16 protein-coding genes are annotated in these 18,054 nt (G+C 37.4%); 3 read left to right on the top strand and 13 right to left on the bottom strand.

The features are described from left to right. The first annotated feature begins 149 nt into the window (after positions 1–149). On the top strand, positions 150–533 hold the full coding sequence (locus ACNSTQ_RS21200; RefSeq protein ID WP_418201744.1) for an SET domain-containing protein: 384 nt from the start codon (positions 150–152) through the stop codon (positions 531–533). Positions 534–773: 240 nt separating this feature from the next. Here the strand turns inward: ACNSTQ_RS21200 and ACNSTQ_RS21205 are convergent, their stop codons facing one another. Then, complete coding sequence (locus ACNSTQ_RS21205) at positions 774–1,049, bottom strand: WYL domain-containing protein (protein ID WP_418201745.1); 276 nt, start codon at positions 1,047–1,049, stop codon at positions 774–776. 264 nt (positions 1,050–1,313) lie between these two features. On the opposite strand from ACNSTQ_RS21205, the gene ACNSTQ_RS21210 reads away from it, so the two are divergent. After that, the gene (locus ACNSTQ_RS21210) at positions 1,314–2,378 is read left to right on the top strand and encodes a P1 family peptidase (protein ID WP_418201746.1); all 1,065 of its coding nucleotides are present in this window, start codon (positions 1,314–1,316) and stop codon (positions 2,376–2,378) included. 878 nt (positions 2,379–3,256) lie between these two features. Here ACNSTQ_RS21210 and ACNSTQ_RS21215 read toward each other — a convergent pair. The 12 genes from ACNSTQ_RS21215 to ACNSTQ_RS21270 all read right to left on the bottom strand — a co-directional run bounded on the left by ACNSTQ_RS21215 (position 3,257) and on the right by ACNSTQ_RS21270 (position 16,495). Beyond that, positions 3,257–4,015 (bottom strand): DUF3883 domain-containing protein, encoded by a 759-nt coding sequence (locus tag ACNSTQ_RS21215; protein WP_418201747.1) that lies wholly within the window; start codon positions 4,013–4,015, stop codon positions 3,257–3,259. A gap of 57 nt (positions 4,016–4,072) precedes the next feature. Then, positions 4,073–5,206 (bottom strand): DNA adenine methylase, encoded by a 1,134-nt coding sequence (locus ACNSTQ_RS21220; RefSeq protein WP_418201748.1) that lies wholly within the window; start codon positions 5,204–5,206, stop codon positions 4,073–4,075. Positions 5,207–5,446: 240 nt separating this feature from the next. Next, positions 5,447–6,622, bottom strand: a complete 1,176-nt coding sequence (locus ACNSTQ_RS21225) for a TraB/GumN family protein (RefSeq protein ID WP_418201749.1) — start codon at positions 6,620–6,622, stop codon at positions 5,447–5,449. A 347-nt stretch (positions 6,623–6,969) separates the two neighbouring features. Continuing rightward, entirely contained in the window at positions 6,970–7,878 is a 909-nt protein-coding gene (locus ACNSTQ_RS21230; protein ID WP_418201750.1) for a dihydrodipicolinate synthase family protein, read from the bottom strand. A gap of 17 nt (positions 7,879–7,895) precedes the next feature. After that, positions 7,896–8,891: a C-terminal binding protein gene (locus ACNSTQ_RS21235; protein ID WP_418201751.1), complete on the bottom strand. Its 996-nt coding sequence runs from the start codon at positions 8,889–8,891 to the stop codon at positions 7,896–7,898. Between the two features lie 136 nt (positions 8,892–9,027). Then, positions 9,028–9,348, bottom strand: coding sequence for a DUF3870 domain-containing protein (locus tag ACNSTQ_RS21240; protein WP_418201752.1), 321 nt, complete (start codon positions 9,346–9,348; stop codon positions 9,028–9,030). Positions 9,349–9,517: 169 nt separating this feature from the next. Next, the gene (locus ACNSTQ_RS21245) at positions 9,518–10,735 is read right to left on the bottom strand and encodes an acyl-CoA dehydrogenase family protein (RefSeq protein ID WP_418201753.1); all 1,218 of its coding nucleotides are present in this window, start codon (positions 10,733–10,735) and stop codon (positions 9,518–9,520) included. 12 nt (positions 10,736–10,747) lie between these two features. Next, positions 10,748–11,932 (bottom strand): CaiB/BaiF CoA transferase family protein, encoded by a 1,185-nt coding sequence (locus ACNSTQ_RS21250; RefSeq protein ID WP_418201754.1) that lies wholly within the window; start codon positions 11,930–11,932, stop codon positions 10,748–10,750. Positions 11,933–12,273: 341 nt separating this feature from the next. Then, positions 12,274–13,113, bottom strand: a complete 840-nt coding sequence (locus tag ACNSTQ_RS21255) for an ABC transporter permease (protein WP_418201755.1) — start codon at positions 13,111–13,113, stop codon at positions 12,274–12,276. Further along, entirely contained in the window at positions 13,113–14,093 is a 981-nt protein-coding gene (locus tag ACNSTQ_RS21260; RefSeq protein WP_418201756.1) for an ATP-binding cassette domain-containing protein, read from the bottom strand. The genes ACNSTQ_RS21255 and ACNSTQ_RS21260 overlap by 1 nt, the downstream gene beginning before the upstream one ends. Positions 14,094–14,349: 256 nt before the next feature. After that, positions 14,350–15,324: an MBL fold metallo-hydrolase gene (locus ACNSTQ_RS21265; RefSeq protein ID WP_418201757.1), complete on the bottom strand. Its 975-nt coding sequence runs from the start codon at positions 15,322–15,324 to the stop codon at positions 14,350–14,352. Positions 15,325–15,418: 94 nt separating this feature from the next. Beyond that, positions 15,419–16,495 (bottom strand): M42 family metallopeptidase, encoded by a 1,077-nt coding sequence (locus ACNSTQ_RS21270; protein ID WP_418201758.1) that lies wholly within the window; start codon positions 16,493–16,495, stop codon positions 15,419–15,421. Positions 16,496–16,635: 140 nt separating this feature from the next. Here ACNSTQ_RS21270 and ACNSTQ_RS21275 point away from each other — a divergent pair, with 140 nt between their 5' ends. Then, positions 16,636–17,802 (top strand): M20 family metallopeptidase, encoded by a 1,167-nt coding sequence (locus ACNSTQ_RS21275; protein ID WP_418201759.1) that lies wholly within the window; start codon positions 16,636–16,638, stop codon positions 17,800–17,802. The last annotated feature ends 252 nt before the right edge of the window (positions 17,803–18,054 follow it).

An 18,054-nucleotide genomic window follows, 5' to 3' on the forward strand; every position in this document is an offset into this window, starting at 1 on the left:
CTTCTCTACTGAAGCAACTTTAGTTTTACTATGGCTCCATTTTGTAATTAGCTCCGTTTTATAGTACCTTTCAATTGTCCTGTCTAGAATAGAATGGTACAGTCATATAGGAGAAAAGATAAAAAAAGCAGATTGTGAAGGTGACTAACATGATTGAGGTAAGAAACTCTACAATAAGTGAAGGTGAATTCAACCGAGGAGTTTTTGCAACACAAGACATAGCAAAAGGGCAGCTTTTCCACGAAGCCCCCGTTGTTCCTGTTCCTAATGAACAACACGAATTTTTAGAGCAAACGATTTTGGGTGACTATGTGTATGAGTACGGTATTAACCATACTGCACTTGTCTTAGGATTTGGAATGCTGTTCAACCATTCGTATGAACCGAATGCAACCTATGAAATTAATTTTGACAACCACACTTTTGATTACTATGCATACAAGGATATAAAAAAGGGTGAAGAAGTATTTATCAACTATAATGGTGAAGTTGATAATAATGATCCACTTTGGTTTAATAAGGAAAATGATTAGACAAGGGCTAAGAGGCTCTAGATTTTATATGTCATTTAAGATGATGGGGACTCATTCCTGAAAAAATAACCTGAAATTCTGTGAGAAAATGCATTTTCTCGTTCATTTCAGGTTATTTTTTTAACCTTTCAGTTCCTAAAAGGCGTGTGAAATTAAAATTTCACACGCTGAGCCCAAAACCAACGGATATCACAGTATTATTTAACATAGCTAGATTGTAAAGATGGTGACTTAACATATCTACCTCAAGTAATGCTTCAACATCTTCTGAATTTCCACCTCAATCTCTTCTACTAAAGAAGGTGGTGAAAGGACTTTTACTTTACTGCCCCAGGTCAAGATCCAACCTTTCAATCCGTCACTTATTTTTGCTTTCGCTTTTATTATGAAGGTATTCTCATCTGTCTGTCTAATATCTGCCTCATTGTTCGTAAATGGCAGTATCGTATCTACATGTAATTTTATTAATTGGTAATCACTATTAATCGACTGATGATACACAATCGGATCTGGCAATGATTTGGCTGTATGCTTACTTGTCAGCTTTTTTAAGTTGGTTACTAAGTGTTTCTTTTCCTCTTCCGTTATAAACCTTGCAGACAGAATAGGATCAATTAATAGTCTAAGTTGATAGTTTTCAAACAGCCGGTCTTGATGACTGTAAAAAATTTCTCCATACTTCTCAATGTTTTTTAATGATATCGAACCCGGTCGCCTGTAAGGTTTTAATATATCTTTTCACCGACAATAATGTTTGTACATACGAAAGGGTGGTTGTTCATGCTTGGTCAAAAAAGAATTAGAGATTACGGTGTAAAAATAGGAGAATTAGAAACTGGAAGGTATAACGCAATTACTGATATTGCAGGTGTTACAGTAGGTCATCTAACGTTAAGTAAGGCTAACATTCAAACGGGGGTGACTGCCATACTCCCCCATCAAGGTAATCTTTTTAAGGAAAAGTTAATTGCATCGACTCATGTACTCAATGGGTTCGGAAAAACAATGGGTACGATTCAAGTCAATGAATTAGGAACGATAGAAACACCTATTATACTAACCAATACCTTAAGCGTCGGAACTGCTGCAGATGCACTAATCGAATATATGCTAGACCACAACCCAGAAATCGGACGAACGACAGGAACAGTTAATCCTCTTATCGGTGAATGTAATGATATGATTTTAAACGATATTCGAGCTAGAGCAATTACGAAAGACCACGTACTTCAAGCCATAGAAAATTCAGCCTCAGAATTTAAAGAAGGAACAGTTGGAGCTGGAACCGGAATGGTTTGTTATTCTTTAAAGGGGGGGATTGGTAGTGCTTCAAGATTAATTCACCTTGACCACGGGACATACACAATGGGAGTATTAGTATTATCTAACTTTGGAAGATTGAGTGATTTAACGATTAATGAGAAGGCAATTGGTAGAAGTCTAGAGGAAGCCATGAGCCAGCATCATGAAGGAAGAGACAAAGGTTCAATTATTTTTATCGTCGGAACCGACCTTCCTGTATCTGAAAGACAACTTAACCGAATTATCAAACGAACAGTCACAGGGTTAGCACGAACAGGATCGATCATTTCAAATGGCAGTGGTGACATCGCGATTGGATTTTCTACTGCAACGAAAATACCTCACGAAAAACCGGCTAAATGTCTATCCATTCCAACCATACACGAAGAAGACATTGATGTAGCCTTCCGAGCCATTGGTGAAGCCACTGAAGAGGCTATCCTGAATTCGCTAATTACGGCTACTCATGTGGATGGCAGAGACGGTAATGAAAGGGCTGTTTTATCGGATTTACTACAAGAATACGGAATAGCTCTAACTTAAAAAACACATACATATTTAAAACTAACGTTAGATGAAAGGCGCTCTCTTAAGTTAGAGGATGCCTTTTTTATTTTGGCGCTGTTAAAGAGTTTTGTTGATTTTGGACTCGACTACCTTTCAGTCTATATCAAGAATTTCCTTTATAAAAAGATTTTTTAGCTAATTAGCCCCATCCCCACGCTCCTTAAAACAGTGCCTCACGTTTTTTCAAACTGTTTCTGTAGTTTCATCTTATTTCTCCTTCTCACTTGATTATCGAAGTTTATAACCTCTATTCGTTCGCCTAATTTCAATAGGGATAAGCTCTTTTCTAGGTAGTCTTCAATAAAATAGGTTATATCTTGAAGGAGGTGAATGTAGATGTATACAACTTCATTTCAAGGTATGTACCCAACTTTACCCACTAATGTTAGATCCAGCTCTATAAATAGCCAATTTTGGCCATACGCTAATATGTTTCAGGGACATTATGGATATCATCCTTACTCATATCCTTATCACGGGAACGTTGGCTACTTTCAACCTAGTGTAAACCCTAGTTATAAACACCCCTATAATTATCAACATAAATTACATCACAGTATGACTCATCACAACCAACAAGTTAAAGCCGAGCAATCTACAAAAAATCAACACCACAAAATGAAATCACCAATAAAACACCATGAATACCATTGGCACCATGGATACCCTTATGGACAAGGATCTGGACTATTCCCTGATAATTACCATTCAAATTATTAGGCTGTTCTCAAACTTTGTTAATTTTGGGCTCATTCCTGAAAGGCATGTGAAATTAACATTTCACACAATGAGCCCAAAATCAACGGATATCAACAGTATTATTTAACATAGCTTTTAAGAAAATAGAACCAATTTTATATGAACGACACTTTATACACTACAGGCTTAAGTGCCAATTTTTTATACAAATCTTCTCCACTGATCCGGAAAATTTCTCCTTTACCTGTATTCATATCAAAATTAAATACTCTTACAATTTCAACTTGACCATGATATTCTTCAATAAACGCTTTTTCGTTCTCAGTTAAGTAAAACTCTGTATCTTTTGCACCAGTTGTTGTTTTAACTTCAACGAATTTTGGTTTCCCTTTGTCGTCATAAGATAAAATGTCATAGCCAGCACCATCACCTTCTTCGACAGACACATGAATGACTTTTTCACTAAGAATAGGGTTTAGTCTACCTTTTTCATAATTAAGGACAAATTCCTCACCTTTTAATCCAAGCTCTTGATTTTTAATATTCAATGCTTCAAAATTTACTCTTCTTGCTCGAAACCTTCGTTTCTTTTCTTTGCGAGCCTCGATTTCTTCTTTCTCTTCATCTTCCTTTTCAAATTTTGGTAGAGCTCTTGACCTTAAGACACCATTATTACCGACCCGCCGATACTCACAATATTTCAATAGCTCGTTATTTTCCCGATGCGAAACCATGTTTCTCACTTTTTGCTCAAATTTCGTATCGTTTCGATTTAAATTAATTTGTAAATCATTACCGTCTGGCTCCATTTCAATCAACAAGGCTTCTTTTAATTCAGTCGTTGTCATTTCTCCCGACTCTTCTAATAATTTTTTTGCCACTACAAGAATTTCACGCTCGGTAAAATTGCTCACTTTCTCATCCTCCTTCTACATACTGCAAACATATGTAAAAAAGTAGAGACAGCTGCTCTACCTTTTATAGTTCGTTATTAATATATGTTCTACTTTTCGGTCGTTACGATCCATAAAACTAACACTATATTCTTTATTAAAACCAATGATATTTATCCCCGGTTGATTATAAAGATTATAAATGAAATCGGTATTCTTAATAATTAGCATAAAACGGCAATTACAATGATTTAGTAAGTAGTTAGCTAGACGCTCCTGATCCTTACTCACAAATGAATGATTAGCATATGTTGAAAAATCACTATCATACGGTGGATCTAAAAATATAAAATCCTCTTCATCAATAGGTACCTCTTCAAGAAACTCTTGGAAGTCAGCATTATAAATATTTGTATGACTTAAGATATCTTGAAGATCTTCACTCCATAAATACTGAATTTTATGGTTAAATGCCTTACTATTATAGGATGTCCCTCCGTACGGAACATTAAAGCCCCCGCTCTTGTTATATCTAAACATGGAGGAATAACAAAATTCACGTAAATAGAAAAATAAAGCAATATGCATTTCCTGGTTGAGATTATACTTTACCCTTTCATTATACAAGTATCGATAATACGTATAGACGCTCGCTCGAATACTCGCTTCAAAGTTTTTACGATAATCTTCTTCAGGTAAATTACCTTTCTTCAATTCATTATTTTTTGTATTAGTAAACTTTGAAAGGATGGATTTTTTCAATTCTTTAATTAATCTCTCAAAATTTATTTCTAAACTATTTTGCACACCTAGAGCAATTTCGTTTCGCTTACTCTCAATAAATTCATGAAGTAAATCTTTTAATTCGTCTTTTTCTATTTCATCACTCTTATATCGCTGATAATAGCGACGAAGTGTTTCATAATAATCGTTGGAAAGCATTCCAAAGAAACTCCACACATCCCAAATATCGTGTAAGTAACGATTAAACAACTCATTTCTTTCTCTAATTAATCTATATAATGCAATAAGCTCCCCGGAAAAGTCATTAACAAAAGCCTGATGATATTTTTCTTTCGGGATTGATAGAAAACATGCCCCACCACCTAAAAAAGGTTCTATATAATTATTCATTGATGTAGGCAAAAATTGATGGATTATTTCCAGTTCGCCAGTCTTGCCTCCTGGCCACTTTACAAACGGCTTTACCAAGTTAACTTCCCCCTGCTAGTAATCTAATCTTTATTATATCATTTTTTTATTTAAATACATGCTACATAATAGAACCATCTAAATCATAGGCTCTTTTCCAATAGCTAGAAGCAACAAAGTTTACGAAAAACAGCCAAATCATAAAAAGTTATTATAAAGGATAAGTCTCAATTCTCCAAATAACAAAAATAAGTAGCACCTTTTAAAGGTGCTACTTTAATCATTCAGATTCATGGTTAATTAAGCTCCAAGGATATTTTGGATAAACTGCCTAATGACATCGGCTCCTCCAATAAACGTCCCTAAAGCACTTCCTAAGTTCGTTAAGACAACGACCAATAAGATACGTGTCACCATATTACTCCAAAATCCTTTGACGGTGAAAACATCTTCAGTCAAGTTTTCAAAATCGCCCACTTTGGGTTTCCGTAAGTAGGCTTCTACAAATCCAGCAAACCAACCAGCGGCTAGTAGAGGATTTAAAGAACTTAGCGGCGCTACAATAAATGCAGTTATAATACTTAAAGGATGCCCTAAGGCGATCGCTGCTCCAAGCGCTGCAAAGGAGCCATTCCATAAAATCCAACTTAATGTGAGGTCAAGTCCAACCGAAGGGTTCATAAAGAAGGTATAACCAATAATGCTAAGAATGATTATTGGAACCATCCATGCAATGATCGTAGGCGCTTTTGATTTTGGCGGTCGTTTGGAAATCGCCTCTAAATCATTTTCATTATGTATTTCTTTTTTAATCCCCGGAACATGTGCAGCACCTAAAACGGCAACAACCTTATGACCTGGAGCTTCTTTAATTTTTTGTGCTAAATACTGATCACGCTCATCAATTAACGGTACCTTCAACTTTGGAAACGAAACAGTAAATTCATGAAGCATGGAGTCAAGCATATCTTGCTCTTTCATCTTTTCCAAGTCTGCCTCTGAGATTTCTTCTTTATTAAAAATACTGCCGAAAATTTCCATAAGAAGCTTGGCTTTTCCCCAAAATCCAATATTATACCAAATACGGGCAAAAGTGATTTGAATGTTACGGTCCGCTAAAACCAGCTCTGCACCTACTTCCTCTGCCGATTCAATACCTTGAATCATTTCTTGTCCTGGCTTAATCCCAAACTGCTTGGCCATTCGTTTCTGGAAAGAAGAAATAACAAGATTCATTAATAGAAGTGTGGCCTTCTTCTCTTTAATGACTTTAAATATATTCATGTCCTTCCATTTATCACTATCCATAATGGATTGATATCGTTGTTCATCCAATTCCACACAAACTGAATCAGGACGCTCCGCTTCAATAACTTCTTTTACTTGTTCAGCACTTTGCTTCGAAACATGGGCAGTTCCAATTAAAATAAGTTCCTTCCCATCCAAGTTTATTCTCGTGATATTTTGCTCCGACATATACTACCTACCTTCTAGTGTTCTTTTTACACATGTAAATCGCTAAATCGAGCTACTAGCTGTATATTATCCATTATGGCAAATAAACAAAATAACTACAATAATTACTTGTCTAATCTTGGATAAAATAGGTTATTAGAGGTACGAATACGAGTAAGGTATCTTAATAAAAAATGCACAGTACCTAGAAAAGTACCATGCTTAGTGAAGCTGTTGTCCTCTTTTTCATTAGCTATGTTAAATAATACTGTGGAAATCCGTTGATTTTGGGCAGGTTGAAAAAATAAACAATATTCTTTAACAGCGCTTTTTCATTTATACAACAGTAAACATTATTCTAGCAAAACCTAAACTAATCCTGCTTTTTGTAGAATAACCTTCAACTCATGTTTCTTCTCATCACTTAACGATCTTGCTGGAGGTAACACATAGGTAGAGATGTCCTGTCCTGTCATTTGAATAGCTTCTTTTATGACATTAACAAATGGTGAATCGAGCTTATACATTAACGGAATATGGGCCAAACGTTGATGAAATTCAACTGCTGTTTTCATATCATTGTTTTGAAAGGCAGTATAAATCCCAACCGTTAATTCAGGTGCAAAATTTCCACTGGCTGAGATGACACCGTCCCCACCTAAGGCGAGTGTATTTAATAAATGATCGTCAAATCCACATAAGACACTAAAATGAGGATGCTTCCCTTTTACTTTTAAAACCATTTCGCGAATATGCCCAGCTGTATCGACAGTTTCTTTTATTCCAACTACATGTGAATACTCGTTTACTAACCTAAGTACAAAATCGGGGGATAAATCTTGACCGGTTAATCCAGGAAAGTTATATAAAAAAATCGGTAAATCCACACTCTTTGCAATCTCAGCATAATGTTGAAAAAGATGTTCATCGGATAAAGGCCAATAGTATGGGTTAATTACAATCACTCCATCTGCACCAACCTCTTTACTATGAAGGCTTAATTCAATAACTTCTCTTGTGCTAGAACTCCCTGTACCTATTAAAACCGGTACTCGTCCACCAACATAGTCCACTGCAAATTGTGCGACCTCTTTCCTCTCTTCCATTGTCATTTGACTAAATTCTCCTCCGGTACCAAGAAAAAATAATCCATCTACGTTGGACTGGATGAGATAGTCAATTAACTTACCCATCCCGATTTCATCTAACTTACCTTCGTTAGTAAAGATCGTCGATACTGGTGGAATTATACCTTTAAAACGAACCTCACTACTCATCTCAGCTTTTCTCTCCTTTACTTTTCCTGTAAATTAACTTTATCTTTAACATCTTGATTAACTAAATATGTAGGATAGAAACCGCTTAAAACATCCGCAACATTTTGAGCAGTCTTCCTCTTTAGTTCAAGTTGTGCCTCTTCTGAATACCAAGCGATATGAGGATTTAAAATAACGTTATCCATTTGAAGCAATGGATTATCACTTCGTATAGGCTCCTGCTCAAGAACGTCTAAGCCCGCTCCAGCAATTTTCCCTGCTTGTAAAGCTTCAATCAATGCTTTTTCATCAATTACTGGTCCACGTGCAGTATTTATAATAAAAGCTTCTTTCTTCATCACATTAAATTGCTCAGTACTTACCATACCTCGTGTACTTTCTATTAATGGGGCATGTACTGAAATGAAATCTGATACCTTACATAAATCATTAAGTTCTAACAGTTCTACATTTAATGAGTCAGCTACGTCTTTTGGTAAAATTGGATCATAAGCAACCACCTTTATTCCAAACGCTTGCGCTTTTACAGCTAAAGTTTGTGGAATTTTCCCTAATCCTACTAACCCTAGCACTCGGCCGCGCAAACGAAAAATTGGTACACCTACTTTAAAGTCCCAGTTACCACTCTTTACCGCAGAATTCAAAGTAACAACCTTTCTTACACAGGCCATTAATAAAGCAAATGCATGATCAGATACTTCATCCATACAATAATCCGTAACATTACCCACGATAATCCCTTTTTCCGTAGCTGCCTCTATATCAATTGTATTGACTCCAACTCCGTACCGAGAAATGACTTTACACTTTTCTAGAGCTTCAATGACTTTACGAGATATGGGTGCATATTGATTAATTAATCCATCCGCATCATGCGCGGCCTGAATAACCTCTTCCTCTGTGCGACATTGAACGGGAACAAACTCAACCCCATCCACTTTTTTCAACACTTCCAGTTCTGGTGCTAGTGTTTCAAATTCATAATCCGTAACAACAACTTTAAATTTGCTCACTCGTTCGCTCTCCTTTTCATAACAAATAAACACACCTAACAAGTAGTGTGCGTTTATTTACGGGGATTATGAACAATAATGGTGGAAAGTTCGTCTAAGAAAGATCAATTGTAAACAACTTCTTGAAAATAAGTATTTATTCTTCATTAATCTGTTTATATTGTAAATGAAGGTCTTTTAATGCAGCGACAATAGCATTCGTTGCTTTTCCACGATATTGTAATTGTATACTTTCAATTGGCTCTTCAATTCCATCTTTTAAACTAAAACCTTTTAATAGGTCTCCAATGTACTGACGACCATGTTCAGTTGCTAATGTACAGGATGCATTAAGGATTACTCCATATTTATAATCGACCTCAACAGTGACTGTTAACGTATCAAAAACGCTCTTTGCCGCCATTCCTTGAGGTAATCGTGAGTGTCCAGCAATAAATAGAGTCTTCGGATGATACATGATGATCTTGCTCCTCTCAAATACACAAATGATATACTACATATTTCCCTTTTTTCGGGAAGTTTCCTTCTAAAAAATGCGATAATATTAATAAGAGCATCAAAAAAACACCTTGAGGAAATTAACTTCCCCAAGGTCAATTCTTAAATTAGTTTATGGAAAACAGTAATTAATTTACTGCCTCTTCTCTTTGTTTTTTAAATGGCCAAGCTGGTAATGTTTTTGAGAGTGGCTTATCTTCACGATATCCCAGAACATATTCTCCTTGCATAATCGTATGAATTTCTCTCGTACCTTCATATATCACAGGTGCTTTTGCATTCCGTAAATATCTCTCTACTGGATATTCGTTTGAAAAACCATAAGCTCCATGAATTTGCACCGCATCATTTGCAGCTTCTAAAGCGAAATCACATGACTGCCATTTGGCTAATGACGTTTCTCGTGTATTTCTTATACCTTCATTTTTCAAATAGCCTGCACGATATACTAAAAGTCTAGACATTTGAAGACCCGCTTCCATCTTTGCAATCATTTGTTGAACTAATTGATGTTTTCCAATCTCTTTACCAAATGTACTACGTTCATGGCAGTATTTTACACTTTCCTCAAGGCACGCCATAATAGTACCACAAGCACCAGCTGCAACTGTAAAACGTCCATTATCCAACGCTGACATCGCGATCTTGAAGCCTTCTCCTTCCTGGCCTACTAAGTTTTGTTTAGGAACCCTTACATTATCAAAAAAGATTTCACCAGTATTTCCAGCCCTTATTCCTAACTTCCCTTTAATCGCTTTCGATGAAAAACCATCCATTTCACGTTCTACAATAAAAGCAGAAATTCCTTTATGTTTCTTCGACTTATCTGTATAAGCAAATACGAGGAAGTTGTCAGCAACATCACATAAAGAAATCCAGGTCTTCGATCCGTTTAATATATAATCGTCGCCGTCTTGCACTGCGTTCGTTTGAAGGGCTGCTACATCTGAACCTGCATTTGGTTCTGTTAATCCGAATGCTCCTACTTTCAATCCTTTAGCTTGTGGGACTAAGTATTTTTGTTTTTGTTCTTCTGAGCCCCATTGCAAAAGGGTCATACTATTTAATCCTGTGTGTACAGATACTGCGGTACGAAATGCAGTGTCACCTCTTTCTAGCTCTTCACATACAATCGCCAAGGAATTATAGTCCATTCCACTACCACCGTATTCTTCTGGAATACAAACACCCATTAAGTCTAAATCCGCTAGGCGCCCCATGATACTTCTTTCAAAGTATTGTTGTTCATCCCACTCTTGAATATATGGATTTATTTCTTTATCAACAAAACTACGAACCATCTTCCTTAACATTATTTGCTCTTCTGAAAACGAAAAATTCATCATTGATATTTCCCCCTAAATCGAATTATTTTCCTTTAAAGCTAGTATCCTGTCAGTTGAATACCCTATCTCTGCTAAAACTTCATCTGTATGTTCCCCTGCAATTGGTGGATGTGAATGAATTTCTACAGGTGTACGAGAAAGCTTTAGCGGGCTGCCCACTAAGTGAACGTTCCCTGCAGTTGGATGTTCCATCTCAACGATCATATTTCTTTCCCTTACTTGTGGATCATTGAAAACTTGCTCCATATTTTGAATAGGTCCAGCAGGGATTCCATTTTCATTAAGTAATAGTAGCCACTCCTTTGATGTCCTAGTTTTCATTTTTTTAGTAAGTATATTTACTAACTCCTCCCGATTTTCCAATCGTTTTGAGTTCGTCGTAAACTTGTCGTCTGTTGATATTGCTTCTAAATCAAGCAAGGTACACAACTTCTTAAATTGCCCATCATTCCCAACCGCAACGACCATTTCTCCGTCCAGTGTCGGGAAGGGCTGATACGGCACAATATTGGGATGTTGATTTCCTAATAGCCCTGGAATGTTACCCGAAATCAAATAATTACTTGCTACATTCGCTAATGCACTGATTTGAGAGTCAAATAAGGAAATATCAATACTTTGTCCTTCTCCTGATCGAGTTCTTTCTTGTAGTGCAGCCAAAATACCAATATTGGCATAAAGGCCGGTAACAATATCTGATATTGCAACACCTACTTTCATAGGACCTGATTGATCACTCCCGGTTATACTCATTAATCCAGACATTGCTTGGATAATAAAATCATAGCCAGGTAGGTTTTTGTAGGGTCCATTTTGTCCGAAACCTGTAATGGAACAATGAATAATCTCTTTGTTAATGGTTTTCATTACATCATAACCAAGACCCCATTTCTCCATCGTACCACTTTTAAAATTTTCAATAACGACATCAGATCGTTTAATAAGCTTCTTTAAAACTTCTATTCCCTCTTCCGATTTTAAATTTAATGTGATGGCACGTTTATTTCGGTTGGCACATAAATAGTACGCACTTTCTGTACCTTTGAAGGGTGGACCCCAATACCTAGTGTCATCACTTCCACCAGGCGCTTCTACTTTTATGATTTCTGCCCCTAAATCACCCAAAATCATCGTAGAATATGGACCGGCTAACACTCTCGTTAAATCTAAAACTTTAATCCCATTCAGTGCACTCATTTAACACTCCCTCCTTTGATAATTAACCGTAAAAAGTAATAAAAACAAAAATAGCCAACTGCATTATGAATAAACATAATACAGCTGGCTATTATTACCTCACTGCTCTACGTTAATAGAGTCATAGTAAATCCTCAGCTATTGTATAAGTATTTTAATAAGTATTTTAATAAGTATTTTTAGTTTTGCTCACTTTTTAGTACTTACGATTTTGAAAGAGGTGATCTAACAAAGGTAAGTATCTTAAAGTTAATTCAAATTATAAGAGTAGTTACCAAGAATGTCAATTAGTTTTCAGAATTTTAAAAACAATAAACTTTGTATCATAGTTTATAATAGAATTACTTCTTATTGCAATACAAATAAATCGTAAGCGGAGCAAAAATGACGACGATAACAACTGACGCAATTAACACAGCAGCTATCTGATTAATCGTTACGGTTCCTTGCATCAAACCACGCACTGCTGTTACAAGTAATGTGATTGGGTTTGCTTCAACAAATGCTTGTAGCCAAGACGGCATCGTTCGAGGATCGACGAACACATTGCTAGCAAATGTCAATGGGAAAAGGACGACCATGCTGACCCCCATAACAGCGTTAGGCGTTCGCATAACTAACCCAAGTGTCGTGAAAATCCACGACAAACTAAAAGCAAAAACGAGTAAAAGCATTACACCTAAAAGAACGCCTAGAGCTCCACCTTCCGGGCGAAATCCTAAAATTAAGCCGAGGACTATGACAATAGATGATGCAATTGAATATCGAATAGTGTCCGCTAATAAAGCGCCGACAAGAGGAGACGGCCCCCAAATTGGTAATGAACGAAATCGGTCAAATGTCCCCTTTGAAATGTCAGTATTTAATGCCGTTCCGGTATAAATAGATGTAAAGACGACCGTTTGTACTAAAATCCCTGGTAATAAAAATTGCAAATATTCACTAGTAGAGCCAGCAATCGCACCGCCAAACAGATACGTAAACATAAGCGTAAACATAATGGGGAACATCGTTACATCCAATAACTGCTCAGGTACATATTTAATTTTTAATATCGCTCTCCAGCCGAAAACGAGTGAAGAAGTCAAGCCACTTGCTTTTTCAGGACGATTTCCTGGTGCCAATGCCGAGCGTAAAGCTTCGTCAACTTCCGGCTTAGAGGGATTACTTGTTGTGTTCATTAACGAGCCTCCTCTTTTGTAGAGTTATCTTCAGCTGGCCTTCCGGTTAATGTCAAAAACACTTCATCAAGGCTTGGTTGACCTAGCGAAAAATCAGCAATAGCAATATTTGCCCTTGAAAGTTCACCAAGAGCAAAAGCTACCCGCTCTGTATCGGAAACACGGGCTGAAAGTGCTGCTGGATCTGAAGCAAGTTGAATTGAAGTATCTAATATAGTAGTAAGAACTTTTTCTGCTTGTGGCCTCAATTCTGGATCTAGGACTCTAACGTGCAATGTTCCTGAACCAACTGATGCTTTTAGTTCACCACTCGTCCCCTCAGCGATTACTTTCCCACGATCAATGACTGCAATTCGATCAGCCAATTGATCCGCTTCATCAAGGTATTGTGTCGTCAATAATACCGTTGTTCCAGTACTCACCAAAACACGTACGATATCCCAAACTTGACTACGACTGCGTGGGTCAAGTCCTGTTGTTGGTTCATCTAAGAATAAAAGTTCTGGTGTTACAACAATGCTTGCTGCAATATCAATACGACGGCGCATTCCTCCAGAATACTTTTTAACTTGGCGCTTTGCTGCTTCCTCCAAACCAAAAGCGCGTAATAATTCAATGGCTCTTTCTTTTGCTCCTTTTCTCGAGTAACCCATAAGTCGTGCGATCATCACGAGGTTTTCCATTCCTGATAAGTCTTCGTCAATAGAAGCAAACTGTCCGGTTAAGCTGACTTTGCGCCGAACTTCATTCGCTTCATTCGATAGGTCATGCCCTAAAATGGTTGCCGATCCGCCGTCCGGCTTTAATAACGTAGCAAGCATCCGGATTGCCGTTGTCTTCCCTGCGCCATTTGGACCTAAAATCCCATATACCGTACCTTTAGGCACCTTCAAATTTACCCCATCAACCGCTCGATTTCTACCAAATACCTTGACTAATCCTGTTGCTTCAATTGCATATTCAGATCGATTTATTGTCATTCACCTCACCCTTTCCCATCTTATTCTATTTGTGAATGTTACCTAATAAAACAAATTTTACGCTATTTTAATAATGTATCATCAGACCAGGGGCTGAAATCCTCTCCATTTCCAAAAGGATTTCACATCAAAAAACCTTCATGGATTTATGTCCAAGAAGGTTAAACTTTTCAGCTTTCTTTTTTTAACTTACCTAGTTTGTATAGATGATCGTAGATGTGAACTAGGATTATAACCGTTTAACAAAACAATACTCCTAGATGGCATAATAATACCAAACTCCACTTTTCATCCTTTTTTCAATTTGGCCTTCCGCCTCTAATGCATCCAAATGGCCGATGATTTCTGACATGACTAACGGGAACTGCTTTTCATACTGTCGTTCGTATAATTGCTGTGCCAGTTCATTACCAGTTAAAATTCCGTCTTTAATTAATTTTTTTATCTTTTGTGATTTTTTCTCGATTTTTTCTAATCTCGCTTCAATTAGTTGTTTTGGATTATCAATTAATTCACCGTGACCCGAAAATACTAGATCAACATTTAGGTCTTTGAAGGCTGTTAAAGATTTTTTGTAATCGATTAGGGACTGAATTCGGTTTCCTTCTAAGTCAGGTTCAACTATCGCATTACTCGAAATATGTTTGATTAGTTGGTCACCAGCAAAACACCACTGTCTACCTTCATCTTCAAAGGCTATTTGATCTGGTGCATGTCCAGGCACTTCAATGATAGTGAAGTCAAACAGACTCATTCCTCCCTGAATAGGTGTAATGTCTGCTGTAAGCTTTTGGTGCTCATTCTTTTCGAGTGAGGCTTTTAAATAATGAACTTGTTTCTCACCTTGGTTTCCACAATTCATTTCGCGGTACAACTGTTCAAAAAAATCGACTCTTATTTTAAGGAACTGAGCATCCCTTTTCAATCTCGGAGTCGCTAATGGATGCACATATACAGGGACCGAATGCTTTTCTGTAATTTGGTTAACTAACCCAACATGATCAATATGATGATGTGTTAGCAAGATTTCTGTTATGTCATGCAGGTGAAAGTTGTTCTTTTCTAACACTTCCATCAATCCTTCCCAACTGCTTTTGTCGGGCATTCCAGCATCAATGAGCGTTAGCCTTTCACCGTGTTCAAGAAGATAAAAATTACATGTCTCTAAACCATAACCTGCTGGTACTACAATTGGATAAACCGTATGTCCATCACGTTCAACTATTTGCATAACCCACAATCCTTTCGTGGTGCCAGGCACCTTTATCCATTTACTGTACTAAAGGTGCCTGGCACCATCTCTCACTCTCTTTCTTCTCTAGAGGCTAGATAAACTCCATGCTTCCCCACTGGTCTTGGTTTTGGATAAGTTCTTTAAGTAGAACAAGGCCTTGTTCAAAGTCATTTAAATTGGCGACTTCGACTGGGGAGTGGGAATAACGGCGTGCAAACGTAATCGCTCCACCTAATATTCCTTCTCTTTCTAAATGAACAGCTGCAAGGTCTGTTGTCGCTCCAGACATGACCGCTAACTGGTAAGGGATATCAAGCTGCTCTGCGAATTTGATGATCACTTGTTTCATCTGTCTTGACATAATATTTCCTCTGACTCCACCACCAGCTAAAGCCGGTATAACTGGCCCTTTTCCAATACCTATTGGATACCCGCTTCCAAGACTATCTGGCGTATCTGCACAAGGAATGGTATCTAAAACAAACGCGTAGTCAGGATTGACTTTATATGTAGCCACTTTCGCACCCCTTAAGCCAACTTCCTCTTGCACTGCAATCACACCAACTAGTGTTCCATTAAAATCATCTTGTTCTAAAGATTTAAATAGCTCCAGCAATAACACACAGCAACTTCGATTATCGATCGCTTTTCCACAAATTAAATCTCCGTTAGAAAACCGGTCTAAGTCACTAATATATGTAATTGGATCACCAATTTGAATGCCCATCTCTCTCACTTCTTGTCTAGATGTTGCTCCAATGTCTACATACAACTCATAAATCGATGGTACTTTTTTTCGCTCTTCAGGTGTCTGTAAATGGCCAGCCTTTACCCCGATCACACCAAAATGATCGTTAACTTGAATTTTACGACCAACCATTAGAGCTTCTATCATTCCTCCCGTTCGTTCCACTCGAAGAAAACCGCGTTCATCAATATCCCGCACTACACAACCAATTTCATCAGAATGAGCGGATACCATGATGGTCGGACCTGGTTGCTTTCCATATTTATAAGCAAATATGTTGCCCATATGATCTACTTCAACTTTATCACTATAAGGCTTGAACCACTCCACTAGCTGCTTAACCACTTTTTGTTCATTCCCTGGCCCTCCTTGTATTGCGGCTAGTTCTTTCAATTCTGTAAAAAATACTTCTTTGAACATACTATAATCTCCTCCTACTGACTTTTCTTTATTTTCTCACAAATCCATTTACTTCGCAAAACGAAAGATTTATATTAAACTAGGAGAATAACAATCATGATACAATATTTGTGCACAATAGGATTTAATGGAGGATTCAAATGAAAAATAACATCAATCAAGAAATTGAACAACTACGAGAGTCTTTTTATAAAATAAGTCAATATATTGGCGAAAACCCTGAGTTAGGTCATGAAGAATTTAAAGCATCAAAACGATTATCTGAGGAACTTCAAAAGCACGACTTTCAAGTCCAACTAGATACGGCTGGACTTCCAACTGCATTCGAAGCTGTTTACGACAGTGGAATGCCTGGTCCTACGATCGGGTTTATGGCAGAGTATGACGCCCTTCCTGAACTAGGTCATGCTTGCGGTCACAATCTAATTGGGACGATGGCAATTGCCGCTGGGATTGGCTTAAGTAAAGTATTAAAAAGTTGTGGTGGAAAAATATACGTGTATGGAACACCAGCTGAGGAAACACGTGGCGGGAAAGTAACGATGGCAGAACAAGGAATTTTTAATCATCTCGATGTCGCAATGATGGTTCATCCATACCACCGACACGAAAAAAGTGGTTCGTCGTTAGCCATGGATGCTATTCAGTTTGAATTCTTTGGCAAAGCAGCTCATGCCGCAGCCTCTCCACATGAAGGAGTCAATGCTTTAGACGCAGTCATTCAAACGTTCAATTCAATTAATGCACTTAGACAGCACGTAACTTCAGATGTCCGAATTCACGGTATTATTCCCGAAGGTGGGAAAGCAGCAAATATCGTACCGGACCATGCCGTTGCACAGTTCTATGTACGGGCTGCAAATCGTAGTTACTTGAATGAAGTAGTGGAAAAAGTAAAAGCTTGTGCCCAAGCAGCTGCACTCGCTACAGGTGCCAAACTTGAGACTTCTTTCTATGAATTCTCATATGACGATATGAGAACGAATGAAGCGCTATCCACGACTTTTACAGAAAACCTTGTCCAACTAGGGATCGATGAAGCAAGCATTCATGAAAAGGGTTCAGGAGGTTCACTAGATATGGGGAATGTAAGTCATGTTGTCCCTTCAATTCACCCATATATTAAAATTTGTAATGAACCGTATGCTTGTCATACCCATGAATTTCGTGCGGCAGCCATGAGCGATCAAGGTTTTGAAGGACTAATTTTAGCAGCTAAATGTATGGCAAATACAGCTTATGACATTATGACAAAGCCTGAATTATTAAGTACTATTAAAGATGAATTCAAAAATACAAATAAATAAAGGCAGGCTGTTTTCGTATGCCTTTGCTTTTGGACCGTTTTTGGGTCCAGACACAAAGAGCAACAGTCTTTGTGAAAATAGTCTAAAAAACCATACTTCAAACAAAACCTTTAGTGTTCATATGTGTAAAATGTACCCTATAGAGTAGACACTTTAAAAAAGTCTCTCTGTAGGGTATTTTTATATTTAAAGATAAAACAGGATTGGGGAAGCGCAAAATGAGTAAAAAGATATTTACAGAAAAAGAGAGAT

The organism is Alkalihalobacterium sp. APHAB7 (genome assembly GCF_048323755.1).
GTDB lineage: Bacteria > Bacillota > Bacilli > Bacillales > Bacillaceae_F > Alkalihalobacterium.

What these genes read in the sequence shown, in the direction of transcription:
- ACNSTQ_RS21225 (WP_418201749.1), bottom strand. Translation starts at nt 6,622, where the DNA reads ATGTCGGAGCAAAATATCACGAGAATAAACTTGGATGGGAAGGAACTT.
- ACNSTQ_RS21260 (WP_418201756.1), bottom strand. Translation starts at nt 14,093, where the DNA reads ATGACAATAAATCGATCTGAATATGCAATTGAAGCAACAGGATTAGTC.
- ACNSTQ_RS21250 (WP_418201754.1), bottom strand. Translation starts at nt 11,932, where the DNA reads ATGAGTGCACTGAATGGGATTAAAGTTTTAGATTTAACGAGAGTGTTA.
- ACNSTQ_RS21230 (WP_418201750.1), bottom strand. Translation starts at nt 7,878, where the DNA reads ATGAGTAGTGAGGTTCGTTTTAAAGGTATAATTCCACCAGTATCGACG.
- ACNSTQ_RS21240 (WP_418201752.1), bottom strand. Translation starts at nt 9,348, where the DNA reads ATGTATCATCCGAAGACTCTATTTATTGCTGGACACTCACGATTACCT.
- ACNSTQ_RS21210 (WP_418201746.1), top strand. Translation starts at nt 1,314, where the DNA reads ATGCTTGGTCAAAAAAGAATTAGAGATTACGGTGTAAAAATAGGAGAA.
- ACNSTQ_RS21270 (WP_418201758.1), bottom strand. Translation starts at nt 16,495, where the DNA reads ATGTTCAAAGAAGTATTTTTTACAGAATTGAAAGAACTAGCCGCAATA.
- ACNSTQ_RS21245 (WP_418201753.1), bottom strand. Translation starts at nt 10,735, where the DNA reads ATGATGAATTTTTCGTTTTCAGAAGAGCAAATAATGTTAAGGAAGATG.
- ACNSTQ_RS21265 (WP_418201757.1), bottom strand. Translation starts at nt 15,324, where the DNA reads ATGCAAATAGTTGAACGTGATGGACATACGGTTTATCCAATTGTAGTA.
- ACNSTQ_RS21255 (WP_418201755.1), bottom strand. Translation starts at nt 13,113, where the DNA reads ATGAACACAACAAGTAATCCCTCTAAGCCGGAAGTTGACGAAGCTTTA.
- ACNSTQ_RS21275 (WP_418201759.1), top strand. Translation starts at nt 16,636, where the DNA reads ATGAAAAATAACATCAATCAAGAAATTGAACAACTACGAGAGTCTTTT.
- ACNSTQ_RS21200 (WP_418201744.1), top strand. Translation starts at nt 150, where the DNA reads ATGATTGAGGTAAGAAACTCTACAATAAGTGAAGGTGAATTCAACCGA.